The following is a 23,906-nucleotide window of genomic DNA, read 5'->3' on the forward strand; positions in this document are numbered from 1 at the left end:
AGCGGCACGGTCGCACGGGCCGCGCAGTTTCGGGCCGACGACGGTGCGGGTCGCCCAGGAGTTGGCGCAGCTGTTCCCGTGCCGTCCGGGGATCGAGTACCTGGTGCGGCGTACCGGGCTGTCGGAGCGGTCTGTGGAGTACCACCTGGGGATGCTGCGGGAGGCCGGGCTGCTCGCGTACATCGTGCGGGCACCTCGGCTCCATCGCTGTTCAGACCTCGATGTACGCGACGACCACCGTGGTGCCCAGGGCGCTCACCCAGTACAGCAGGCGCACGTGCTCGACTTCGTCGGCGTACTCGCGCAGCCGAGGACCGGCGGATTCGGAGAACGCGATCCGGGCACGGCGGCGGTGTTGGTGGGGCATCAGGCGACAGCCGGGCGCTGAGCGGCGAGGCGGGTGAGGTGGGCCTCGCGCAGCTCCTCCCACGGGGTGCACTGCTCGGGGTCGGGCAGGCCGTTGGTGGCGATATCCTCGAGGACGACGGCGAACCGGTCGGCGTCGGCGCGGGTCTTGGCCGCGTACGCGCGCACCGCGTCGGCGGCCGCGGGCTCCAGCTGCCGGGCGGCGGTGTCGGCGGGGGCCGGCTGTTCGCTCATCGAGGCCTCCAGGGCGCGAACGGACGTGTGCCACCACGGTATCGGCCGCACGGCGGCCGTGGGACCGCTCCGCTCACTCAGCCCCGGGCGTGCGGCTGCAGTTCCTTCCACCTTGAGGCACCAGAGTTCGCCGGCACGCGTAGTTGCTCCGAGAGGGGTGTCACGCTGATCGGCGAGGCGGCCCAAATCCAGGGCCGGGCCCGTGGTTCCGGGCCGGACTGTCAGCGTGACACCCCGACGTGACAGCCGGATCGGGGTGCGTGACACAGGTGGGCGTGACAGCGTGACAATCACCTCGGTGATCGTGGATGCGGTGCTACGGCCGGACGCGAGTGAGGAACGCGGCGAGCGCGCCAGCGGCTTCAGGTTCGGTGGTGGCGATCCGGGCCGCGAACGCCAGCTGGTCGATGTCGGTGCCGGGGACCAGGCGGGCGAGTTCGGCGAGCAGCGCGGCGTGCGCGAGGACAGGCGGCGGCAGGAGGCCGGCGGCGGCTTCGCGGGCGGCGGGGTCGCGGTAGTATCCGAGGTGCGCGGCCAGGGCGTGCGCGAGCCAGGCGTCGACGTCGGCTTGGACGTAGCCGCTGGCTCGCCGGTGAGCTCGTCACGGGCGGCTTCGTCGCCGTCGCGGGGCTCGATCTGCTCCAGCGTGCCCAGCTCGCGCAGCGCCTGGAGCTCGTCGGCGCGGGCCGCGATCCGGGCGGCTTCTCGCAGCTCGGCTTCCCGGGCGGCGGCCGCGGCGTCGGCGGCGAGCTCGGCCTGGACGAAGTCGTCGGCGTCCGGGTCATAGACGGTGCCTGCAGGCGCGGCGGCGAGCAGTTGGTCGATGCGTTCCCACTCCGCGAGCTCCGCCGGGCCGCGGGCGTCGTCGGCCAGGTTCTCGTGCCGGGACACCTGCCGGGCGTCGAACCAGGCGTCATCGAGGGCCGCCGCGACAGCGCCCTTCGCCCGGCGCCGTACGACGCGGCGGCCGATGCGGGCGGGGTCGACCGGCTCGCGGGGCCCAGCGACGCGCGGGGCGAGCGGACGGTGTGCGGTGTGCCGGGGCGTGGTCATCTTCGGCCTCGTATTCGTGGTGCGGATTCGGGGCGGGCCGCCGCCAGGGCGCTGTACGGCGGCCCGCAGATCTGAGCCGAGGCTCGGTAGTTGTCACCGGCGGCACTGCTTATCTTGTTCTTTATGGTCTGGCCTCGAACGATGCCCCGAACGCGGTCGCTCATACGGGGATTCCAGGGACGTGAACACGGCCTCCGCCTGATCCTGTGCTCCGACCAAAGAGGCACTGACCAGTACGAAGGCCGTGGGGGAATGAGTCTGCTGCATCACGATGTCCGGCGCAAAGCGTTCGCGGTGGCGTCACGCTTCCGGGACGACTTCTTCGACTGTCTGACCGTGCGCGGGGACACGCTGTTCGAGCTGACCGACGCGGTGCTGTGCGCGGACGGCCCGGTGACCACGCCGGTGGATCTGACGCTGACGGCCGAACACCGTCGCGGGCACGGCGCGATGTACGACGCGCTGAACCGCGGGCACGTGGACGTGCCGCGGCTGCGGCAGGTGCTGGCTGGGCTGCCGCAGCCCGAGGCCGCCGACGGGCGTCTGGTCCTGGCGGTGGACGTCACCCACTGGCTCCGGCCGGACGCGCCGACCAGCGCGGATCGTTTGTTCTGCCACGTCTATGGCCGCAGCGGACGCTCCTCGGACCAGTTCGTGCCCGGCTGGCCCTACTCGTTCGTCGCCGCGCTGGAGTCGGGCCGGACCTCGTGGTGTCAGATCCTGGACGCGCTGCGGCTGGGACCGGCCGACGACGTCGCCGAGGTCACCGCTGCCCAGGTCCGCCGTGTGGTCGAGGACCTCATCGACATGGGCCGTTGGCAGGCAGGTGACGGCGACATCCTGGTCGTCTTCGATGCCGGCTATGACGCTCCGCGCATGGCCTATCTGCTGGAAGGACTGCCGGTAGAGGTCCTGGGGCGGATGCGCACGGACCGTGTGATGCGCAAGCCGGTCCCGGTGCCGTGGATCTCACCGCCGCAGGGTGGACGCCCGCCCAAGCACGGCAAGGAGTTCCGCTTCGCCAAGCCCGACACCTGGGGCGATACCGACGCCGCGACGGTGCAGGTCACCGACCGATACGGCACCGTTCGCGTGATGGCCTGGGACCGTATCCATCCTCGTCTGACCACTCGGTCGGCGTGGATCGACCACACCGGTGAACTCCCCGTCATCGAGGGCACGTTGATCCGGCTGGAGGTCGACCGCCTGCCTGGCGGCCACGATCCGCTCCCGCTCTGGCTGTGGTCGTCAGCCACTGGCCTGGAGGGCGAGGGTGTCGACCTGCGCTGGCAGGCGTTCCTGCGCAGATTCGACTTGGAACACACTTTCCGGATGATCAAGCAGACGCTGGGCTGGACCCGCCCAAAGCTCCGCACACCTGAGGCGGCGGACCGGTGGACCTGGCTGATCGTCGCTGCCCACACGCAACTCCGCCTCGCCCGCCCACTGGCGGTGGACCTCCGCCACCCCTGGGAGAAGCCGGCCGAGCCCGGCCGGCTCACTCCCGCCCGGGTCCGCCGGGGTTCAGGAACCTCCGCCCGAACCTGCCTTGCCCTGCGCGTGCACCCAAACCCAACCGGCCGGGCCCCGGCAGACCACTCGGTTCGAAAAACCGGCACCCCGCCACCCGCTACGACGTGGGCAAGACCACCAGACGCCCGGAAAGCATCACCGAACGCGATCAGCTCAGAGGCGGAACACGACATCAGAATGGAACGGCCAGCCCGGCCTCGCGCAATCGAAGCAGTGCCATGCCCATGCACTCGGCGACCGAGGCCCCGTCGGCCCTCATCCCACCGTCCAGCGGCCCACCAGAAGCAGCGAATGTCCACGCCGGCTGACCGTCACGCATGCGCTCCGCGTCGACCCGGATCATGGCACCGACTCCCTGCTCGCCTAGCCACTCCAGGATGGACAGCGTCACGTCCTCGACGCCGCTGTCCAGGTCCACCTTGGGCCGCCGCCCCATCCCCTTGGCCATGGCCGCAACCCTACTCAGCATCTGATCGGGTCGCGTCACCCACTCTCAAGGCGACTCGGACCATAAAGAACAAGCTTATAGGCTGCACAGAAACCAGGTCGAAGCAGCCGGACTGTCACCAGAGAGGCGCGGGAGTTGTCACACATAGTCGGTCACTGGTCTTCCTGTCACGGGGGCGCAGTGTGACTCGCGACGACCTCATCGCGATGCTCCGCGACCAGACTCCGGCATGCGGACCTGCGCGTAACGCCTTGATCGCCGGGGCTGACTTCGTCGTCTGGGACGGCCTGGTCCCTGCCAACCGGCACGCAGGCGTCTTCCGGCGTCGAATGCACCACTCCTTGAAGCGTGGCCGCACGGTCGATGGCGCGGCCGAGAGTGTCGACATCCTTCTGCGAGCCGGGGAAGAGCCGCTTCGTACCGGATCCATCGACGCGGTGGACAGGTCATCCTGGTTCACGATCTTCCTGAACTCCACGGCGACAGTAGTGGTGGCCTGCTGCGGCGGACGCCGACCCACCACCATGGAGTCGGCCAACACCCCCGAGTCCGGCGCCCAACCTCGCAGGTGACAACAAGCCTGCCTATGAGCTCGTAACACGATCATGTTGCTGACACGGACTGGGCGCAGCCCGAGTACCAGCTCCAGCTGTAAGAACCGGCTTGCACCGCGCATTGTCAGAGGCATCAGGCACACTGCGCCGTATGAACTTGGTGACCGCGCACGACTACGCCTGGATCCGCACCTCGCCGCTCTTCCGCCACGCAATGGAGAGCGGATACACCCTGACACTGATACAGGGGCGGAGCCCGCGCGAGGTGCTGCGCGCGATGGAGGCGGAACCGCGCGGCACTGGGGAGGGAACGGCCGGGCTGATCGAGGCGGACGACGCCCACCGCGCCGAGACGGGCTACGACTACTGGGACGAGTCCTACGTCGCGGGCGCCTTCAGCACTCCGGGCGAGAACGGCGACTGGACACTCGTCCTCGGCTTCGATGGTGGCCTGGGGATCGAGGGCGCGTGCGTGGAGACGCTGTCGAAGGGCGGCCGGGTCGTGGCGCACTCGAGCAACGGCGGCAAGCCCATCCACCTCTTCCACTGGTTCGAGGACGGTGAGCTCTGTACGACGTTCGAGGGCCCCTCGGCGCGCGACGGCAACAGCCCCGATGAACTGGTTCCCCTGTTGCGGGAAGTCGGCTTCCCTCTGACTCCCGAGGGAGAGCACGACGAGAGCGCCCCGGTCGTCGACGGGAAGGCGGCGGTCCTCGCTCTGGCCGAGAGACTCACCGGCATACGCGTCACCGAATCCCTCCTCCAGGACGCCACGTACGAACTGGGACTCGTCCCCGAACAGCCTGCCGAGGAGTGGACCGGCCTAGTCATCGACATCACCGATGCCCACGGGGAGCGTCTCTACAAGGAATGGACCTACGAGGAGATCGCGGCGGCTTCGGACCGCGCACGGACGGAGGCGAACGCGCCGGTCGTGATCACCTACAACGAGCCTGTGGCCATGGATCGTTCGGAGCACGAGACAGGTGAGTAGCGAACGGGCGCGTGGAGGGTGCCCCCCGGGGCACTCGCCGCCCTCTGCAGGGGAGCTTGCCGCCATGAGAGCTTCTTCGATCACGGAGCGGCTGCCCTCTTGAGCCGTCGGTAGCAGATGAGGCTGCAGGCGAGGGAAATGAGGGCATCGTGGAGTTCGGTGCGGCGTTCCCATCGGACGGCGAGTCGTTTGAAGTGGTGGAGCAGGGCAAAGGTCTGCTCGACGACGTAGCGGAGCTTGCCCAGGCCCTTGATGTTCGGGCCGCCCTTGCGTGAGATGACGGGCAGGATCCTGCGCTTGCGCAGTTCCTCTCGGTTGGGGTTGGAGTCGTAGCCCTTTGTCGCCGAGCAGGGCTTCGGGCCTTCGGCGAGGTCGTCCGGGGCGGCCCGCGACGGGCGGGACGCCGTCGACCAGAGCGAGGGTCAGGGTGACGTCGTTGACGTTGGCCGCAGTGGTGATGACTTTGAGCGGGGTGCCGCGTCCGTCGCAGATCAGGTGATGTTTGCTGCCCGTTTTCCGCCGGTCGACCGGCGACGGACCGGTGTCGGGTCCCCCTTATTCGCGCGGATGTGGGAACCATCCACGCACGCCCGCGACCAGTCCAGTTCGCCGGCCGCGTTCAGCTCCGCGAGCAGGGTCCGGTGCAACCGGTCGAAAACCCCTTCCTTCTGCCATCGGTCCAGGCGACGCCAGCAGGTCTGCCCTGAGCCGAACCCCAGCTCCAGGGGCAAAAGTTGCCAGGCTATGTCGTTGTAGAGGACGAACAAGATGCCCTGAAGGCAGAGCCGGTCCGACACCGGCCGAGGCCCCGGCGACCGCTCCGGCCACGGAGGCAGCAACGGCTCGATCAACGCCCACAACTCATCGTCCACGATCAACGGTCGAGTACCCACACCATCACGAACGGCCGAATCGTCACACCGGTAACGCCCAACCAGAGCATCTCAACAAGATCGTGTTACAAGCTCTATGTGAAAACTATCGCGCTTTGGCTCAAGATCTGGTTTATAGCAGGCTCAGAATTCGGCCGGGTCAGAACCGGAAGGAAATTTTCGACACGGCCGTGAAATCCGCGCGGAGGCCATCGGCCCGTGTGCCCCATTCCGTGAAATGCGACTCCGTGATGGCTTCCGCGACGATGGGATGCAGCTCCTCCTCCGTCGCCCCGGCCTCCTGGAGCTCCAGGATCTGCTTCGTGTAGGTGGGCGAGATGTCCGTGGTGATCTGGCGCTCGCGGCCGTCGTCCGAGCTGCCCGTGCAGGTGAATCCGAAGTACGCCATCACCTCCACCATCATGCCCCTGGAGGTGGAAGCCTGTGCGCGTGCCTGTGCTCTGACCTGCGGTTGCCACTCGGATTCGGTCGCTTCCACCAGGGGTTCCTCGCCGGCTACCGCCGTGGCTGGCTGTTCGACCCGGGCCTGGTGGCCGCCCTTCGGGCTGCGGACTTGGGCGGCATGTCACTGGGGGATGCCTTCAGGCTGCTGTCGGAGTGGCCACGGCCGCTGGTGAAGTCGGCGGTGCTGCACTTGCTGTGGTCCGGGTATGTGGCGGCCGAGTTGGACCGGCCGCTGAGCGCGGGGCACGTGCTGCGGAGGGCTGTTTGAGCGGGGCGGGGACGAGGCTGGGGGGCGGGTCCCATTTCCGGCTGGACGGTGAGACGGTCGAGGTCGTGGAGTTCGCCAGTTTGGCCACGGGCCTGGAGGTCGTCCTCAAGAACGGGCGTGACCGGCTGGCGCGGATGTCGCTTCGCGAGCTGCTGACCTCGGATCGCGCGGAGCTGATTCACAACGGATCGGGTCCGGCTTCCTGCAATGACGAGGACGCCGCGGCTGTGTTTTTGAACTGGCTGACCAAGGAACAGAAGAAGGAGGTCCCTGGAGCGGGCCGAGCATGTGCGCGAGATGCTGACGGGTTACCGCTCGGGCAGTGAGGATCTTCCGCGGCCTGATGAGCCACGGCCTCAGTACGCTCCTGGCCTGCCGCTGCACGGTCGGTATGAGGCCAAGGCCGCGGAACTGGGAGTGTCCACCCGATCAGTGCGCCGGTGGGTGCAGGCGTTCCGTGAGCACGGTGAGGCTGGTCTGGCGCCGAGGGCGGCGCACGCGGACGGCGGGCTAAGCAATGCCGACCCGCACTGGGTGGAGGCCGCGGTGGAGGTGTTGAGCGAGCACGCGCAGGAGTCACGGCCCTCGGTGAAAGTGGTGTTGGAAGAGGCCGAGGCCCGAGTCAAGAGCAAGTTCAAGCTGATCAAGGTGCCGGTGCCGCCGCAGACGACGGCCTACCGGTGGATGCAGGAGCTGGAGCGGCGCCATCCGACGTTCCGGCTGAGTACCCAGCGCAACCGGGACATCGCCGATCGCCCGAAGGGGGTCTACGGGAAGCTGCGGCCCACGCGTCCGGGCGAGTACGTGCTGATGGACACCACGCGGCTGGACGTGTTCGCGCTCGATCCGGTGACGCTGCGTTGGATGCAGGCGGAGTTGACGCTGGCTTGTGCACGACTGGTCACTGACCGCGTACGTTGCGCCGGTGATGCAGAGATCTGGCTGGACAGTTCACTACACCAGCCGCGACGTCGACCGGCCCGCTGCTGGGCCTTCCTGGCTGCGTGACCTGCCCGATGACCTGATGCCGTGGCTCGACGAGGCCGGGCTGCCGGACGGGCTGCCGTTCCTGTTGTCGCCTCGATTCGAGTACGACGTGGTGCTCAACTCGTACTTCCATCGAGTGGATCTCATCGATGCCCCGTGGAACAGCAACGCCAACCGGGCTCGTGCCCTGGCGAGTTACCTGAACTTCCTGCACCGCGCCCGTGGCGGGAAGTCGTGGCGGCAGGCGACCGAGGCCGATCACCTGGCGTTTCATCAGTGGCGGCGCCGTGATCCGGCAGGTCCGCGGGTGGCGGGCGGCACCTGGAGCCAGGAGGTCGCGCACGTCAACCAGTTCTTCGAGTGGGCGGTACGGCAGAACCAGCTTGGCGCCGTCCCGATCCCGCACCGCTCGCGACGGCCTGCGCCGCTGGGGACGTTCACGGGTACGCCGAGGGCTTACGCGGAGGAGACGGTCCCTGCGACCTATGCGCATGATGAGGGCGCCGAGCGGATCGAGTGGCTCCCGCCGGCTTCCTACCGGCTCTGGCGGGACGTTGGCCTGCGCGGATACGGGGCGGACGGGCTGCCCTCGGGCCGGTTCAAGGGCCGCTGGTCGGCGAGGAACGCGACGTTCACGGATCTCATGGTCCGCACCGGCATGCGGCTGTCCGAGCAATCCCACCTGACCACGATGGAGATGCCAGTCCGGGTCGGTCTGGGCGGCTACCAGCGGTTTTGGCTGCCCGGGGCGATCGCGAAGTACTTCTCCGCCCGCTGGATCTACGCCCCGCACAGCGTGGTGCGCGACCTGGCGGCCTACGCGGAACTGGACCGCGCGGAGGTGGCCGAGGACGCCCGCGCGGCCGGACGCTACCGGCGGTGGCGCCGCCCGCTGGTGATCGACGACCCGTCGCGTCCGCAGCTGGTGCGGGTAACCGGCGGGGCTCGCCGCCCTCTGAACCTGCGCGAGCTCAAGCCGATGGAACGGCGCCGGCTGCTGGTGGAGACTACGGACGGCCTGGAGCCGGCGTTGTTCTGGCTCGGCGAGGACGGGCAGCCTCTGGCGGTGTCGACCTGGAAGAGTGTCTTCGCCGACGCCAACGACCGCTGCCGGGGCCAGCGGATCGCGCTGTCGTGTCATGCCCACCTTCTGCGGCACGGATTTGCCGTGGTGACCTTGGAACAGCTTCAGCGGGGCCACATCGCGGCCCTGGCCGAGCTCAACGAGGCCCAACGCGGCCACTACACCCGCATCTTCGGCGACCCTCTCGACTGGGTCCGCCGCAGACTCGGACACCGGTCGGTCCTCACCACGGCCATTTACCTGCACGCCCTGCAGGAGCTGGAGATGGAGACGCGAATGGCTCTGGTCCCCGACTCCTGGGAGGACCCCCGCGACACCCCGCTCCAGCGGATCGGCGAGGACACGCCGCCGTCAGCCGAGGAGAGGGAGACGATCGGATGACCCGGCGCGGACGCGGCAGCACCGGTCCCAGCCGACCCTCCGCCCTGCCTCAGGGGACCTACGACCCTTCCAGGCCGGTGCGCGAACTCCCCGACGGGCGAATGGTGGTGGCCTTCCACGGGGACGACGACCGCCGCCGGGTCTTCGACATCTCGCGGCTCCCACTGCCCGGCTGGCATCAGCCCCTGGCTGCGGCAGTGGCAGAGCGGACCGGCCCCGGCGGAGGGCTCCGCACATTCTCCGCAGCGACCACCGGCTGGGGAGCCCAGAGCCGGCTGGTGAAGTTCCTCGCCTCCCTGCCGCAACCCCCGACCAGCCCGGACCAGCTCACGCCCGACCATCTGGAAGCCTTCCACGACCACCGGGCCAAGACCACGCCGACCACAGCACTGCGGGACCTGGGCGAGGCCCGGATGCTGTTCACCCTTACCTCCCTACGCGACAAGGTCACCGCTGAGGTCCTCGACCACATTCAGCGACGCCTGCCCACACCCCGCGCACCCGAACCCGCGACTGCGGCCCCCGACGCCGAGAACCCCCGGGGCGGCGAGAAGCGGCTGACCAGCGGCTACTCCGACGGAGAACTGGAGCGGCTGCTGGCCGCGCTGCGGGCAGACGCCGCCAAGGTCCGCGACCGCATCCGGGCCGGTGAGGACCTGCTGCGTCGCTTCCGGGCCGATCCGCTCGCCCTAGACGAGCGCGACCGGGTCCTGGGCCGGATGCTGGAGCGGATGGCCGTCACCGGCCAGGTCCCCACGCCTGCCGCGGTCCGGCCCAGTCCTTTCTGCCCCGAGCGCCAGGAACTGGCCGGGCAGTTGTTCCTGAGGCTTCGGGACCTGTCGCCGCTGATGATGCTCCAGGCGGCGCTCTCGGAGCGCAACGGCGAGACCATCAAGGAACTTCCGGTCCGCCACCGCGTGCTGGAGGACCGGGCGGTGGAGCTGGTCATCGTCAAGCGGCGCCGTGGCGCAAGGCGCTGGTTCGAGACCGTGACCTGGGAGATCGGGGCCCCGGGCCGTGAACTGCACACCCCGGGCGGGTTCTACCTCCTGCTGCTGGAGCTGACTGCCCGCAGCCGTCAGCGGTGCACCTCTTCGCTGCTGTGGTCTGTCTGGCGCAACGGTCACGGAGCCGGGCTCGGCGTTGCCGACGACCACTACGCACCGTTCCAGGATTCGCTGAGCTGTACGTCTGTCCTGCCGACCGTGTGGGCGGCGAACCGGTCCCGGCCCCTGCTCGCCGACCCCCAGCCCTCTATCGGAGCTGATGGCGCGTCGCCTGTGACAGCCGCCCCGGGACTGCCGCTGCAGGTCAGTTTCAACCGGATCAAGACCAGCATGGAGGTGCGGCGCACGAAGCGGATGGGCGGCCACCTGCCGTCGGCCGCCAAGTCCAACACCATGCAGGTGCTGTTCCGCAACTACCTCAGCGGTGACCCCGTCATCACCTCCTGGGCGGAGGAAGTCCTCGGTGAGGCCCTCGTCGATGCCGAACAGGCCGCCCGTCGCGCTCACGAGCAGGCGGCACAGGCTGCCGGAGGAGGACCGCGAGTCCTGCCCGGCCCGGGTGACGCCGATGCTCTGACCGAGGGTGGTCTTGACGCGGACACGGCCCGGCAGGCCGCGGAGGGCAGTATCGACACCGGGTGGACGGCCTGCGCCGACCACGACCGGCACCCGCTCACCCAACAGCCGTGCCAAGTAACCTTCCTGGACTGTTTCCACTGCGGGAACTGCCTGGTCACCCGGGATCATCTGCCCCGTCTCCTCGGCCTGCTCGACGCCCTGGCCCAGCGCCGTCGCGAGCTGTCCGACGAGGTGTGGTGGCAGCGCTACGGCCCGGCCTGGGTCGCCATCCGCCAGAACATCCTCGTCAAGTTCACTCCCGCCGAACTCCAGCAGGCCCGGACCGAGCAGCCGCACGACGCTCTGCTTGACCTGGTCGAGAACCCTTGGGAACTGCCGTGACCACCGCCATGCGACTCATGCCCGGTCCGGGCCGACTCACGCAGGCCCGGGCCGACACAACGGATCCGTACGTCTTCCACGGTCGGCGCCTGCGCGAGGGCTGTCGGCTCGAAGAGACCTCGCGGTTCAGCGACGACGTCTGGGTCCTGGGCCCGGCGATGCTCAAGAAGCACGAGCGCCGGGCCATCCTCGACTTCGCCCTCATCCCCGCCACCAACCGGCAGGCCGCGAAGGAACTCTGCTACGCGATGCTGTCCGGGACTGTCCCGGCAGGCGAGGACCGGGCCGCCGTCGGCAGCATCCGCACCGCCTTCACCGAGTACGTCCGGTTCCTGCGCTGGGCCGCCGATCGCACCACTCGCCTGGACGCCCTGACAGGACGGGATCTTGAGGACTTCCAGCGCTTTCTGATCAAGTCGCTGCCCGCATCTGACGCCCGCCAGAAGGCCCGCTCAGCAGCGCGCAAGTTCTGGATCTGGCGCAACTCCCTGCCCTCGGACGCCCTGCGGTTCGATCCCCGGCACCTCGACGGATGGAGCGAGCCCAAGGCACACAGCGGCGAGAACGCCACCGCACGGATCCCCGAAGAGGTCCTCGGGCCGCTGTTCGTCTGGGCGATGCGCTTCATCAACGAGTTCTCCGCCGACATCCTCGCGGCGGACCGCTATTGAAGGACCCCGCTGGCAGCGCCGACAGAGCCGCACCTCTACGGCGCCCCGCCCATCCAGCTGCGGGCCTGGCTGGACGAGCAGATCGCGGCACGGCGGCCGCTGCCTGGCTGGCGCGGCGAGCCCAGCACCACCGGGGTCGCCGACGCGCTGGGCCGGAGCCCGATCTCGCTCGGCCGCTACCGGCACCTGATCGAGGAGGCCGCCGCGATCGTGGGACTCACCCCGCAGACCGTCGGCGACCGGCCCATCTGCGGCCGACTCGACGACCAGCCGTGGATCGCAGCGATCCTGGCCGACCATACCGAGCCCGACAGCCTCGCCGCCCTGGCCCGTATGCTGCAGGACGCCTGCTACCTGGTCCTTTCCTTCCTCTCCGGCGCTCGCGACAGCGAGATCAAGCACCTCAAACGCGGTGGCCTGAGGACCGAGTGCGACGCGGACGGGACGCCTTATCGCTGGAAGATGCACAGCCTGGCCTTCAAGGCCGAGGACGACCCTGCCGGCGTCCCGGCCGTCTGGAGCATCGGGGAACCGCTGCCCGGGCCATCGCAGTCCTGGAGCAGTTGCAGCCGCCCGGCACCGACTTCCTCTTCGCCCGCCTTGCCCACAGCCCAGGGGTCAAGCGCACGGCCGTCAGCCAGGTGCTGACCAGCGGGGCTACCAATGCACGCCTGAACACCTTCGCCGCCTGGATCAACGACTACTGCCAGCAGCACGGCCGCACCGACGGCATTCCCACGGTCAACAAGCAGCCCTGGCACCTGAAAAACAGCCAGTTCAGAAGGACTTTGGCGTGGTTCATCGCGCGCCGGCCCGGCGGTGTCATTGCCGGGGCACTGGCCTTCCGGCACCACTGCGTCCAAGTTTTCGAAGGCTACGCAGGCACCAGCGAATCCGGCTTCCGGGCCGAGGTGGAGAGCGAGCAGGCCCTGGCCCGCGGCGAACACCTCATGGCCGCGATCGACGCCCACGAGCACACCGAACTCACCGGCCCGGCTGCCGAGGAGGCCGCCCGCCGCCTGGAGGAGTTCGGCGCACGGGCCCGCTTCCAGGGCAAGGTCGTCCTCGACGACAACCGGCTGAGGCGGCTTATGGCCAAGCACGACCCGGCCGTCTATCCCGGCGAGTACATCACCTGCATCCACGACCACGCCAAGGCCCTCTGCGAACGCGCTCGCCGAGGACGAACCGAGGGGCTGCCCGACCACGGCGGCTGCAAGCCCCTGGCCTGCCGCAACGTCGCGCTCACCCCGGAGAACACCGCGGCCTGGCAGCGCGAGATCGACCGCATCACCCGCCGTCTGGCCTCCCGGCCCACGCTGCCGCCGCTGTTGCGGCACCGGCTGGAGTCCCGCCGCGCGGAGATCGCCGCGTTCCTCCTGGAGAACACCACCGGCCTGGAGTCCGCATGAGCCGTCCTGCCGACGTCCCCGCCGAGGCCCGCGTCCGCCGTGTCATGGACCAGTACATGACGGAGTGCCAGGACAACGGCACCAGGCCGAGCGTCCTCGCCCTGGCCACCAAGCTCGGTCTGAGCAACACGACCTTCCGGCGGCACTTCCCTGACCTGGCCAAAGAGATTTCCGCCGCCCGCTCGACCCCGGAACCCGCTGCCGCAGCGGAAAGGCATCCGAGCCCTTACGAGATCCTTGCCGCCAGGAACGCCAAGCTCCGCCGGGCGAACCGGTCGCTGACGGAAACCCTCCGGTTCGCGGTGGCCCAGATCCAGCGTCTGGCCGTGGACAACGCCCGCCTGCGCGAAGCCCTCGAAGCCAGCAGCAAGGTCACCCGCATCGATCGGACCGGTCGTCCTGGACACTGACGATGGCCAGTCGGCCGCAATCCGAGCTGGTGGGCGATGGCGCAAGCCGTGCCTAACGGCCCTCACCGGCAGGGCCGTTGACCACGGAGGCCAGACTTCGGTCCCCTGGAGCGGCGCCGAGGTTTGAGCGCCTTGGCCTGAGCTCTGGCGAGCAGATCGGTGAGAACCTCCACGTCGCAGGCGCTGTCCAGTTCCGAAAGGCTCCTCTCTACCGATTCCACATCCCTGCTGGTCGGGTCCATGTCCATGTGGTCGAGGGCGAAGGTCAGCAGCTTGCAGTGCCGGAGACCGTCCCCCAGTGCCCGGGCACGGAAGAGCTCGGCTCGCAGACCCTCGGCGTCCAGGATTTCGCACTGCGCTGCGAGAGCGTGGAAGTCGCTGCGTGACCAACCCACGATGGTCTGGAAGTCGTGCTCACACAAGGTGTCGTCGAAGCAGGCCAGGAGAAGGGCAGACTGGGCGGTGGACCAGGCAGAGCCCGAGATCAGGACGCAGTCCACCCGTCCGTGCTGCAGCTGCACGCCGTCGGCGGCGAGCCGGCGAGATTCGGGTTCCGGAGGCGGTTCCGTCGATCTGACGCGACGAAGCTCGTCGAAGAGGGATCGGCACGTTTCCACCGATGGCTCGCCGTCCGTAGGTGGGCGCCGGTGATAGAGGGCGATGAAAAGCGCGCGCTCGACGATGTCCGTCTCGTCCCGACCTATGAGAACGCTGCCCGGCAGCAGGTCAGCGGTCATATCTCCCGGATCCGCTGCCGCCACCACGCTGCTGCATGCCATGAACTCACCGATGCGGCAGATGGGTCGGGCAGGGTGCGACGGAGGAATTCCTCATCGAGTCGGGCGACGATCCTGCGCAGCCCTCCCCGCGCTGCGGGCGGCAGTCGGCGGAGGGCGTCTTCGAGGGTGTCCCGGGCGTCCGTCGGGTCGCAGCAGGGGCAGCCGTCCCAAGGCAAATACAGGTATCGGCCGGGCCTCTGGAGGAAACTCTCGTATCGGTGCAGGGCCTCAGCAACAGCACCGGGCCAAAGGTGCCAGGCTTCGATCTGGTTGATGGCCGCCCGAGTTCGGCGGGGAATGCCTGGAATCTGGCGGACGGGACGGGTCATGCTTCGGGCTGGCCACCGCTGAGCGCGGATGGCGCCGGGCGGCCTACGCGCCATCGGCCTTTCGGGTCTGCGTCATGACGCCCATCATGCCAGAGCTCACGGTCACAGTCGGCGGGTGGGCCCGGCGGAGAATGACGGCACCAGCCCACCGACACAGCCCCAGAAGACTCTGACCACCGGTCAACGGTCAGCTTGCAACTACCTCCACAACGTCGCGATGGACTGGCACACCCGCTGCATCATCGGTCTGCGGGTGACTCCGGTGTCGACGAAGGCGATCGACGCCACAGCCGTCCTCTATCAGTCCTACCGCCCCAAGCCGATCCCGCAGAGCTGGCCGAGGGAGGCGGCTTGGCCCGAGCACGGCATTCCGCGCGGGGTGCTGGTAGAGGCTGAGGCCGTCCACGGACCCGTCACCGGGGTCTGGGGGCCGAAGCTTGCTCCGGAGACGTTGATCGTCGACCACGGCAAGATCTACCTGTCGGCGCACCTGACCAGCGTCTGCCACCGGATGGGATCTCGGTGCAGCCGGCTCGCCTGCGCACGGGCCGGGACAAGGGGCCGGTGAAGCGGTATTTCCGCACCCTGCGCGAAGACCTGCTGCAGCGGCTGCCCGGCTACAAGGGACCGGACATCCACTCGCGCGGGCTGAACCCGGAGAAGGACGCCTTCTTCTTCCACCACGAGCTGGAGGCGATCATCCGCGAGTGGACGGCGGTGTCGTACCACCGCAGACCACATGAGGGCCTGCTCGATCCGTACTTGCCGAACGTGGAGTTGTCGCCGGCAGCGATGTTCGAGCACGGACTCGCGCGGGCCGGCTACATCGAGGTGCCCCGCGACCCGAACCTGGCCTACGAGTTCCTCGACGTCACGATGCGCACGGTCCAGCACTACGGTGTTGAGATCAACGGCCGCCGCTACAACGGCGACTGGCTCGACGGGCTGCGGGACATGGCAGGATCCGCCATCGGCCTCGACAAACGTCGGCTTCCCTTCTGCGCGGACCCCACGACGTCACCAGGATCTACTTCCGGGACCACGAACGCGTCTGGCACACCCTCCAGTGGGAGCACGGGCCCAGCCTGAACATGCCGCTGAGTGAAGAAGCTCTGCAGTTCGCCCGACGGCTCGCAGCGAAAAAGTACACCTACCCCGACGACCGGCTCGCCCTCTCGCTCCTGCTTGCGCGCTGGAATCTCGACCTGGGCAACTCGCTCGCCGAGCGGCGGATGGCCTTGCGGCTAGCCCGAGAACAGCTCAGCGACGAGCTGCCCGGGCCCAGGGAGCGCGCCGTCGTCCAGCTTCACCTCGGTCGCCCACGTGCTGACCCTGCCAGCCCAGCCCCAGGCGCCCTCGCTGGAATCCGCCGGCCACCTGGAACCCGAGACCGGCGACGACCACGCCGACGGCCTCGAAGAGAGCTCGACGAGGAGCTCGACTTCTACGCCACGGCATTGAAGGACGCGGATGAAGACTGATCGCTCCAGGACGCGCTCCGCCGACGCACCCTACGACCTGCGGTCCCGGCTCGACCAGCTCACCCTGTCCCACAAGGAAGGGTTCCAGCGCTTCGCCGAAGCTCCACCACGGCCGCGGCCCGAGTCGTTGACCCGCCGCCAGATGAAGGTGCTGAGCGAGAACGCCCTCGCCGAGTACAACCACGGTCGGCGCAAGTGGCACGCGAACCTCGGACCACTGTGGATTCCGCAGATGGAGGCCCTCCACGAAGACCTCTGGGACATCTTCGACAGCAACGAACAGGACAGCGACAGGATCAAGAGCGGCATCGCGCTGGATGCCTTCCCCGGCTTGGGCAAGACTACGGCCGCGCTGGCCTTCGCCCGCAAACTCCACCGGAGGATCCTGCGCGAGGAAGGCGAACTCACCGACGCCGGACATCAACGCTGGCCCGTCTGTCGCGTCGGGCTGACCGCGAACACGGGAATGCGCGATTTCAACCGGGCGATCTTGGAGTACTACGAACACCCCGGCCGCTTCCGCGGCACCGCGGCGGAATTCGGCTATCGGGCCCTGGACAGCATGCTGACAGCTGAGCCCGGATCCACCGGCTTGATTTCGGAGTGATCGTTTCGGGGTTGTCCTGGCGGTCGGCGAGATGATCTGGCCGTTCGAGCAGGGAGTACCCGCTGGTCTGTCCAGCTCTTCCACGTGTTCGGCGGTCTCGGGCCCTTGCGGGCGGGGTGGCCAAGGCTTCTCAGGTGGTGGGTGGTGGCGCGTGCACCAGGTCGAAGAGGTGGTTGAAGTCGTTGGCCCAGGGCCAGTGTTCGGACAGGTGGAGGATGAGGCGCCGGGCCGAACGGGCCAGGCGGGCCGGCACGTTGATCAGGTGGTCGCGGATCGTTGCGGTGGTGGCCTTGGCGTGGAAGGCGGACGCCAGGGCGCCGGCGGCGCGGGTCAGATTGTGCGCGAGAGCGGCCAGCGCGAACCAGGCGGCGTTCGCCTGGAAGTGCCCGGAGGGGGCGTGGGCGAACGGGCCGTTCTTCAAGTCCGCGATCACCTGTTCCACGACAGCGTGCCGCCTGTGATCACGTTCGGTATCGAAGAGGGAGAGCGGAGAGTCGGTGAACGCGGCGTGATAGCGCCAGGTAGCGAAGAGCGTGCCCTGCCCCTCGGGCACCGCCCGGGAGTTGAGCCGTTTGACGCGGCGCACGATCAGACGGGCGGTGACCTGCTGCTTCTTCGGCTTGGAGGTGAAGGCGGCGTAGGTGGTCTCGGCTATCTCGGCGTCCGAGATCCAGCATTGCCCCTCCTCGTCCCACACCGCCTTGGGGTACTTGATCGCCTTCCACGCGGCTTCGTCGATGCCCGCGATCGCGTCCTTGACCGAGGCGTTCATCCGCACGTGACCGAGAACCGGACGCCCAGGGCCCGGCAGGCGTTCACGACATCGGCGCCGTAGAACGCGGAGTCGGCCCGCACGACCAGCAGGCCGCTCGCGCCGCACGCTTGCGCGGTGCGGATCGATTCGGCGACGAACGCAGCCGCACCTCGAGCGGAGTTGGACGGTCCCTTGCGCAGGCGGGTGGCGGCGATCACCGGAGCGGCCAGCGGGGTGGAGACGATCCCGAGCAGCGCGTTCAAGCCCTTGACCTTGCTGTATCCGTAGCCGGCTCCCTGCTTGGAGTAGCCGTACGTTTGGCGGATCGTGTCGTCGATGTCCACGTAGGCCACCTGGTCGGCGCCGGGCAGCAGCGGGGTGTGCGCGGCCAGTTCGGGCAGGAACCGGCGGGCCACCGCGTGCAGTTGCTTCACGTGTCCGTGGCTGAAGGAGCGCAGGTACGAGCCCAGCGTGGACGGCGCCCGCACCCCGCTGAACAGCCGCGGCAGCCCACCGTGCCGCAGCCGGTCCATGTCATCGATGCTGTCCGCCCCGGCGACCATGCCGCCGACCAGCGACATCAGCTTCGCCGCGGGGAAGGCCCCGGTGCCGTCCTTCGAGGCCGGCAGCCGGACGTGCTCGTCGACGAGTGCGGGCAGTCCGCACCGCTCGGCCAGCCGCACCACCGGGGCCAGCCCGCCGTACCCGACCAGATTCGGATCATCAAACCGTGCGGAGACCCTCGCTGAGGCATGGGAAGATTGCATCTCGGAAGTGCCTTGCTGATCGTGCGTGCTGGAAGCGTGAAGAACTCCCATCATCGCAGGTCACAAGGCACTTCCTCGTTTTCGGAGAAGCTATCCACAGGCATCAAGCCGGTGGATCCGGGCTCAGACACAGCTGCTGATCGTCGACGATCTGCATTTTTCTCCGCTGGAACCAACGGGCCGGCATCGAGGTGAGCAATCACTTCAAGTACATCGCCAACGAGTTCCCGGTCACCCTGCTCCTGATCGGGGTCGGGCTGGAAACCCGCGGCCTGTTCAGCGAGGGCACCGAATACAAGAACGCGGTCCTCGCCCAGACCGGCCGCCGCACCACCCGCCTCGGCATGGCCCCGTTCAACATCAACGCCGAGCGGGGGCGGTCCGAGTGGCGCAACATGCTCCTCGCGATCGAAGAGCGCATCGTCCTGTCCGGCAAGCGCCCCGGGATGCTCGCGGACGATCCGTCGGACTACCTGTTCGCCCGCAGCAGCGGGCACATCGGCTCGCTCATGACGCTGATCAACCGCGGCTGCCAGAGAGCCGTACGCACCGGCACCGAGTACATCGACACGAAGCTGCTGGAGAACGTGAAGAACGATGCCGCGGCCGAGCGCGCCCGCGAAGAGCTCGATCAGGCTCTTACCTCGGGCCGTCTGGTGAGCCGGCCGAAGCGGACCGCGGAATGACCGGGCCGAGGACCTTGTCCATCCGGGTGGCCCCGATGCCCGGCAAAAGCCTGGACAGTTGGCTGGAGGCCGTCGCCCGGCGCTGCTGGATGCCACTGCCCGCGCTCATCGCCGCGTTCGGCCTGCCGAGGGCCGAAGGCGCCCACAGGCTGGTCAGCGGCCTGGACGAACAGGAGCTGCACGGCCTTGAGGTCCGGCTCGCCCTTCCTGCAGGACGCCTCGACGAAGCCGTCGTTCCAGGCGACCTCTTCGGCCAACGGTCGCCACGCTGCCGGTTCTGCCCTCAGTGTCTGGCCGAGACGCAAGGGCGCTGGAAGCTGCGCTGGTGGCTCCCCTGGACGTTCGCCTGCACCCGCCACCAGGCCCTCCTCCATGCTCGCTGCCCCAGCTGCGGAACTTCGCCAAGACAGCGAGTCCCAGGTCAGGTCCATCTGCACCGGCCTTCGCAGTGCCTCCACAAACCCGTTTCCAAAGCCAACGACATCTGCGGAACCGACATGAGCGCCGTGGACCCGCTCAGCCTCGGCCCTCAGCACCCCCTGATCGCCGTTCAGCAGCAGCTGGACGCCCTTGACCTCCATGGTCAGGACGCCCCCGGCAGGATCTTCCCCACGGTGGACCGGTTGCTTACTCAGCTGGAGAACGAACTCTCCACGGGACAGACCGCCGATATGGACACCGTCTCGCACCAGGTATGGGAACTCGTTTCCCAGCAGGCCGCGGACCATTCTTCGCTGTTCGGGGCATGGCTGACGCGTGAACGGGCGCGCACCTTCATCACGGATGAATTCTTAGACCGCGAGTACAACGCGCGCAATAGGTCCGTACGTCAGATCGCGAAGGACCTCGGCCTGCCCTACCCGATCATCCTTGAGAGATACAAGGAACTCGGCCGCAGCTTGAAGATCGGCTGCCGGCCGATCAGTGTCGACGATCGCTGGCTGCGTGAGCAGTACATCGTTCACCTGCGAAGTACCAGGGAGATCGCGCGCGACATGGGAACCAGCGACGGCCCAGTCAAACGAAGGCTCGGCGAGCTCGGTGTCATCTTGCGGCCCGTCGGCGCCTACAGCCGCCGAGAGGTAATCGCCCGACTCGACGAGTCCTTGCTTCGGGACATCCGGGCGGCCGTGGAAGGGACGTTCCACGGATGGCTCCGTCTGCGCCGCTTCCAAATCCACATGGCATTCCCGTCGCTGGCGTCGACTGCGGCCTACCTTGGGACCTCGCCGTCCAGCCTCACCAAGCAGATCAAAAAGCTGGAGACCGCGATCGGCACTCAACTGCTCACCCGGGCAGCACCCCCCATTCCTCACCAGGCGACGATCGAGGGCGCCTCATTGCTTCGGCATCTTGACGAAGCGCACGCTCAAGAGCTGATGCGCCACGCCCTGGGGCCGGATATCACGCCTATGCCCACCGAGAACGTGCTGGTCAACGCATTCCTCACATACGGCGGCAGGAGGACCCCTGTGTCTCGACTTCTACCAGGCACTGACCTCCCGGCACACATCAACGTCCCACCATCCCTGCTGCCACTCCTGCGGCATCTCTTCTACGAAGCAGGTTCAGAGACCTACGCGGCCGAGATCCACACCGCCACCGGCATCGACGTCTCCACCGTCTACGTCCAGCTCCGACGCCTGAGGGCCGCCGGCTGGCTACGAAGCCAGCGCGAACTCGCGAGCGACCGCCTGCGCCGCGGCGGGGTCGGGAACAGCCGGGTCTACTACTCACTGACACCCGCCGCGCGCCGGGTTCCCGTGCAGGATCTACTCAGCCCCGAGCAATCCAGGGAAATGGACAGCCCCATGGAAATGCGAGGGTGACACACCTGTGGGATCGCCCCACGAACCCACAGCTCAGCACGATCTGAGGGGACGTAGTTCGCGGGAACCTACACTTCCTCTCCGCCCGCGCGAGGGCCTCCAGGACCTTGCCGCGCTGCGGGGCCGGCTGCTGCTCGTGATCGCTCATGCCTCCAGGAATCACGGATCGCCTGTGGACAGCGGCTGGGCCCTCGCGCCCAAGTCGACGTTCGCTGACCGGCGTTAGGAGGCTGCGCGGGTGGGGGAGGGTTTCGGGTGGCAAGGGGAGGAACGCGTGGGGAAGCGGAACGGGGCACGCAAGGGCGCTCGGCGGTCGGGGAATCCGGCGCGCCGCGAGGCGGAGCGCTTGTACTCGGGGAACGTGATGGGCGAGCGCATGTACGCCGCCCCAGCATCCAGGGCCGCGGTGCAGCCGGGCGAGGTCATCCCGGTGACCGTCCCGGCCCTGCCGGATGGCGTGGTCATCCGGGACGCGACGCCGTCCGACGCGGCCGCGTTGGAGCCCGTGATGCGGCTGGCCGACCCGGACAACCCCGATGGCTCCTGGCGACAGCTTCCTGCCGCGATCCGCCAGAGCTTGGACGCCGACAAGTACACGCGTGTCCGCGCGGTGCAGGAGACCGGATCCGGTGCGCTGGTCGGCGGCACGATGGCGCTGCCCGCGGCGTGGGCGTTCACCCATCCCATGCTCATGGGGTCGCCCAATGTGCACATCATCGCCGGGCTGGTCGCCGCCTTGGACTCCCTCGCGGTGGTCGAAGCGTGGCGCGGCAAGGGCATCGCCCGCGCCCTGGTCGCCGACGTAGAGCGTGCGGCCGGCGCCCATGAGGAGGGGAAGTTCGGCGCGGCCATCCTGTACGTCACGCACGAGCCGGAGCTGACGGACTTCTATGCCGGGCTCGGCTTCACCCTCTCCCCCGACGGAATCTGCATCCCCACGCCGCTCGGGCTCGTCTGCCACGGCCCTATCAAGGGCTTCTGCTTCTCGGTGAAGCCACTGCGCACCGGCGTTCAGATGCAGGACATGCCCACCCTCTACGGACGGCAGCTTGTCATCCGTGGCGTCCTGCCCGGCCCCGCGCGCTGAGCCGATGACCCGGGCGGCCGTCCGTATGGTGGAAGGCATGACGACGTCCTCCGCCCCCGAGCCGGTCCCGGTGCCCATCCGGGTGCTGCTGCCCGGGGACCAGGAGGTCGTTGCGCACCTGTGGTCCCGGAGGCAGGCCCGTGACGGCTGGAGGTACGAGGTCGGGCTCCCGGCGTACCGCAACGGCCCCGAGGACACGGTGGAGCCTGCCGAGTACCGGGTCTGGGTGCGCGCCCCTGACCACGTGCGGCCCGTGGACGGCGTCTCGTACGACACCGTGCCCACCGATTACCTGGAGCCGCCCTCGCCCGTCCAGCAGGCGCTGGGACCGCGCCGCCCGTCCGGCTGGGTGCTGTCGAAGGCTGGCGGGCGCGGGCCCGGCCGGGGCGTTGTGCACGCCGTCGACTGCGAGGTAGCACGGCCGGGGCCCGGACGCGGCGCAGCACCCCGGCACCCGGCTCTGCTCTCTTTGCGGCGCTGCCCTCCAGCTGGACCCCGTGCTCAAGGGCTTCGACCAGGGCTTCGGCAAGAACTGAGCAGCGGGTCAGCGGCGGGTGACGGTGAAGCCGCTGTCGTTGTTTTCTCGTTACTCCACAGCGCGGCCGATGAGTTTGCGGCTCCCGGCAGGTCCAAGCTCGTGACACCCCAGGAAAGGACACCGCCATGTCGGAGCTTCTCGTCGACTTCATCACCTCCCTCGACGGCCACGCATCGGGAGAGGGATGGCCCGGGTTCTGGGGCCTCGAGGGCCCGGAGTACCTCGCATGGCTCGGCAAGCAGCCCGAGGCCACCTACCTGATGGGAGCGAACACCTACCGCCTGATGTCGGGCTTCGCCGCAGGCGAGGTCCCGAATGGCCAAGACGAGTTCAGGCCCGAAGAGGAGGCGTCCGTCGACGAGCTCACGCAAGCTTCCAAGGTGGTGTTCTCCTCCTCTCTCAAGGAGCCACTGACATGGGCCAACTCCACGCTCGTCCGCGACGACGCTGTCGAGGCGGCCCGCACCATGAAGTCGAGTGGCTCGGGGCTCCTCAGCACGATCGGCAGCCTCAGCCTGTGCCGGTCCCTGCTACGAGCCGGACTCGTCGACCGCTTCCGGGTCGTGATGTTCCCGGTGATCACCGGGGCCACGGGTGAAGAACGCATCTACGACGGCTATCCGGACGTTGCCCTCGAGATGATCGAGCACCGCACCTTCGACGGCCGCATCCAGCTGGTCGAGTACAAGCCCCGCGTGCTCGAGAACCCGCCGCTCAGCGTCCCTGCGTGACGACGCCCCGTCCGCCGGTCCGGACGGCCGCCAGGCCGACGCCGGCGGACGGCCAACGTCAGGGCGCCCAGCCCACCTGGCCCCGAGCCGTCGCAGGTCAGCCCACGTACGCCCTCCCAGGCCGCGGTCTCCGCAAAGATCCACCTTCCGGATACGGATGCGCCGCTGGACGCTTCCCTGGGCAGAGCCTCGCGAGCTGAGCGCTCTACATGGCCGATGGGGCCAACTGAAGCGCTCAGTCACAAACGGATGACGTCGCCGGACGGCCGGTGCCAGCCTGATCGCATGACTGCACTTCCCCGGCGACGGGTGTACGGGTCCGACCACGACGACCCCGCCCCCTACGAGCAGCCCGGCCGCGAGTACGTCGAGCTCGTCGGCGGCGCCCTGGACGGCCAGCTCGTCGACGTCACCCACGAGGAACGAGCCACCAAGGCCATGCTGATCACGAACGACGGCACGTACGGGGCCGGCGGCCGCGCCGACTACGAACCCCGCCCCGGCGAACCCGGCCGATGGCACTGGGCCGGCGACGCCCCCTGACCCCGGGCGATCCCGGCCAATGTCTGCGACGGCATCCCTCCCCCGCCACCGGGCGTAGGGCAGGCGGCGTCCGTCA

General features: G+C 68.7%; 21 protein-coding genes and 4 pseudogenes. 19 read left to right on the top strand and 6 right to left on the bottom strand.

Features of this window, described 5'->3' with window-relative positions; translation table 11 throughout:
* Window positions 1-211: 211 nt before the first annotated feature.
* Together OG842_RS00140 and OG842_RS00145 are read right to left on the bottom strand one after the other, a co-directional pair.
* On the bottom strand, window positions 212-367 hold the full coding sequence (locus tag OG842_RS00140) for a hypothetical protein (RefSeq protein WP_266726445.1): 156 nt from the start codon (window positions 365-367) through the stop codon (window positions 212-214).
* Window positions 367-600: a hypothetical protein gene (locus tag OG842_RS00145; RefSeq protein ID WP_266733353.1), complete on the bottom strand. Its 234-nt coding sequence runs from the start codon at window positions 598-600 to the stop codon at window positions 367-369. The genes OG842_RS00140 and OG842_RS00145 overlap by 1 nt, the downstream gene beginning before the upstream one ends.
* A 1,305-nt stretch (window positions 601-1,905) precedes the next feature.
* On the opposite strand from OG842_RS00145, the gene OG842_RS00150 reads away from it, so the two are divergent.
* Window positions 1,906-4,206 (top strand): NF041680 family putative transposase, encoded by a 2,301-nt coding sequence (locus OG842_RS00150; RefSeq protein WP_323185674.1) that lies wholly within the window; start codon window positions 1,906-1,908, stop codon window positions 4,204-4,206.
* Window positions 4,207-4,339: 133 nt separating this feature from the next.
* On the top strand, window positions 4,340-5,182 hold the full coding sequence (locus OG842_RS00155; RefSeq protein WP_266726447.1) for a DUF6461 domain-containing protein: 843 nt from the start codon (window positions 4,340-4,342) through the stop codon (window positions 5,180-5,182).
* Between the two features lie 80 nt (window positions 5,183-5,262).
* On the opposite strand, the pseudogene OG842_RS00160 reads toward OG842_RS00155, so the two are convergent.
* Both OG842_RS00160 and tpg read right to left on the bottom strand, forming a co-directional pair.
* Window positions 5,263-6,060 (bottom strand): annotated as a pseudogene (locus tag OG842_RS00160) (IS5 family transposase).
* 154 nt (window positions 6,061-6,214) lie between these two features.
* Window positions 6,215-6,577: pseudogene (tpg, locus tag OG842_RS00165) on the bottom strand (telomere-protecting terminal protein Tpg); the annotation flags it as partial.
* A 275-nt stretch (window positions 6,578-6,852) separates the two neighbouring features.
* Here tpg and OG842_RS00170 point away from each other — a divergent pair.
* The 8 genes from OG842_RS00170 (at window position 6,853) to OG842_RS00205 (ending at window position 13,699) form a co-directional block, all read left to right on the top strand.
* Entirely contained in the window at window positions 6,853-7,113 is a 261-nt protein-coding gene (locus tag OG842_RS00170; protein ID WP_266726451.1) for a hypothetical protein, read from the top strand.
* The gene (locus OG842_RS00175; RefSeq protein ID WP_328512649.1) at window positions 7,085-7,795 is read left to right on the top strand and encodes a helix-turn-helix domain-containing protein; all 711 of its coding nucleotides are present in this window, start codon (window positions 7,085-7,087) and stop codon (window positions 7,793-7,795) included. The genes OG842_RS00170 and OG842_RS00175 overlap by 29 nt, the downstream gene beginning before the upstream one ends.
* On the top strand, window positions 7,716-9,239 hold the full coding sequence (locus tag OG842_RS00180; protein ID WP_266733354.1) for a site-specific integrase: 1,524 nt from the start codon (window positions 7,716-7,718) through the stop codon (window positions 9,237-9,239). Before OG842_RS00175 ends, OG842_RS00180 begins: the two co-directional genes overlap by 80 nt.
* The gene (locus OG842_RS00185) at window positions 9,236-11,206 is read left to right on the top strand and encodes a hypothetical protein (protein WP_266726454.1); all 1,971 of its coding nucleotides are present in this window, start codon (window positions 9,236-9,238) and stop codon (window positions 11,204-11,206) included. Before OG842_RS00180 ends, OG842_RS00185 begins: the two co-directional genes overlap by 4 nt.
* A complete protein-coding gene (locus tag OG842_RS00190) occupies window positions 11,203-11,877 on the top strand; it encodes a hypothetical protein (RefSeq protein WP_266726456.1) in 675 nt (224 codons plus the stop codon). Before OG842_RS00185 ends, OG842_RS00190 begins: the two co-directional genes overlap by 4 nt.
* A gap of 210 nt (window positions 11,878-12,087) precedes the next feature.
* Window positions 12,088-12,525 (top strand): hypothetical protein, encoded by a 438-nt coding sequence (locus OG842_RS00195; RefSeq protein WP_328512065.1) that lies wholly within the window; start codon window positions 12,088-12,090, stop codon window positions 12,523-12,525.
* Complete coding sequence (locus OG842_RS00200; protein WP_328512066.1) at window positions 12,441-13,289, top strand: hypothetical protein; 849 nt, start codon at window positions 12,441-12,443, stop codon at window positions 13,287-13,289. Before OG842_RS00195 ends, OG842_RS00200 begins: the two co-directional genes overlap by 85 nt.
* The gene (locus OG842_RS00205) at window positions 13,286-13,699 is read left to right on the top strand and encodes a hypothetical protein (protein WP_266726460.1); all 414 of its coding nucleotides are present in this window, start codon (window positions 13,286-13,288) and stop codon (window positions 13,697-13,699) included. Before OG842_RS00200 ends, OG842_RS00205 begins: the two co-directional genes overlap by 4 nt.
* 62 nt (window positions 13,700-13,761) lie before the next feature.
* On the opposite strand, the gene OG842_RS00210 is transcribed toward OG842_RS00205, so the two are convergent.
* A complete protein-coding gene (locus OG842_RS00210; protein WP_266726462.1) occupies window positions 13,762-14,436 on the bottom strand; it encodes a hypothetical protein in 675 nt (224 codons plus the stop codon).
* Window positions 14,437-15,024: 588 nt separating this feature from the next.
* Here OG842_RS00210 and OG842_RS00215 point away from each other — a divergent pair.
* The 3 genes from OG842_RS00215 (at window position 15,025) to OG842_RS00225 (ending at window position 16,895) form a co-directional block, all read left to right on the top strand.
* Window positions 15,025-15,375: a hypothetical protein gene (locus OG842_RS00215; RefSeq protein WP_266726464.1), complete on the top strand. Its 351-nt coding sequence runs from the start codon at window positions 15,025-15,027 to the stop codon at window positions 15,373-15,375.
* Window positions 15,372-15,896, top strand: coding sequence for a Mu transposase C-terminal domain-containing protein (locus tag OG842_RS00220; protein WP_266726466.1), 525 nt, complete (start codon window positions 15,372-15,374; stop codon window positions 15,894-15,896). The genes OG842_RS00215 and OG842_RS00220 overlap by 4 nt, the downstream gene beginning before the upstream one ends.
* A gap of 381 nt (window positions 15,897-16,277) precedes the next feature.
* Complete coding sequence (locus OG842_RS00225) at window positions 16,278-16,895, top strand: hypothetical protein (protein WP_266726468.1); 618 nt, start codon at window positions 16,278-16,280, stop codon at window positions 16,893-16,895.
* A gap of 130 nt (window positions 16,896-17,025) precedes the next feature.
* Here the strand turns inward: OG842_RS00225 and OG842_RS00230 are convergent.
* Window positions 17,026-18,416: pseudogene (locus OG842_RS00230) on the bottom strand (IS1380 family transposase).
* Between the two features lie 191 nt (window positions 18,417-18,607).
* Between OG842_RS00230 and OG842_RS00235 the strand changes: the two are divergent.
* The 6 genes and pseudogenes from OG842_RS00235 (at window position 18,608) to OG842_RS00260 (ending at window position 23,830) form a co-directional block, all read left to right on the top strand.
* Window positions 18,608-19,102 carry a hypothetical protein gene (locus OG842_RS00235; RefSeq protein ID WP_266726470.1) on the top strand — a complete coding sequence of 165 codons (495 nt, stop codon included), beginning with the start codon at window positions 18,608-18,610 and terminating at the stop codon, window positions 19,100-19,102.
* Entirely contained in the window at window positions 19,099-20,931 is a 1,833-nt protein-coding gene (locus tag OG842_RS00240; RefSeq protein WP_266726472.1) for a TniQ family protein, read from the top strand. Before OG842_RS00235 ends, OG842_RS00240 begins: the two co-directional genes overlap by 4 nt.
* Before the next feature lie 274 nt (window positions 20,932-21,205).
* Window positions 21,206-22,018, top strand: a complete 813-nt coding sequence (locus tag OG842_RS00245) for a GNAT family N-acetyltransferase (protein WP_266726474.1) — start codon at window positions 21,206-21,208, stop codon at window positions 22,016-22,018.
* A 37-nt stretch (window positions 22,019-22,055) separates the two neighbouring features.
* Window positions 22,056-22,554, top strand: a pseudogene (locus tag OG842_RS00250) (DUF6233 domain-containing protein).
* Between the two features lie 127 nt (window positions 22,555-22,681).
* Window positions 22,682-23,287, top strand: coding sequence for a dihydrofolate reductase family protein (locus OG842_RS00255; protein WP_266726476.1), 606 nt, complete (start codon window positions 22,682-22,684; stop codon window positions 23,285-23,287).
* A gap of 285 nt (window positions 23,288-23,572) precedes the next feature.
* Window positions 23,573-23,830, top strand: coding sequence for a hypothetical protein (locus tag OG842_RS00260; protein ID WP_266726478.1), 258 nt, complete (start codon window positions 23,573-23,575; stop codon window positions 23,828-23,830).
* Window positions 23,831-23,906 lie beyond the last annotated feature (76 nt).

The sequence above is a fragment of the Streptomyces sp. NBC_00376 genome (assembly GCF_036077095.1).
Taxonomy (GTDB): domain Bacteria; phylum Actinomycetota; class Actinomycetes; order Streptomycetales; family Streptomycetaceae; genus Streptomyces.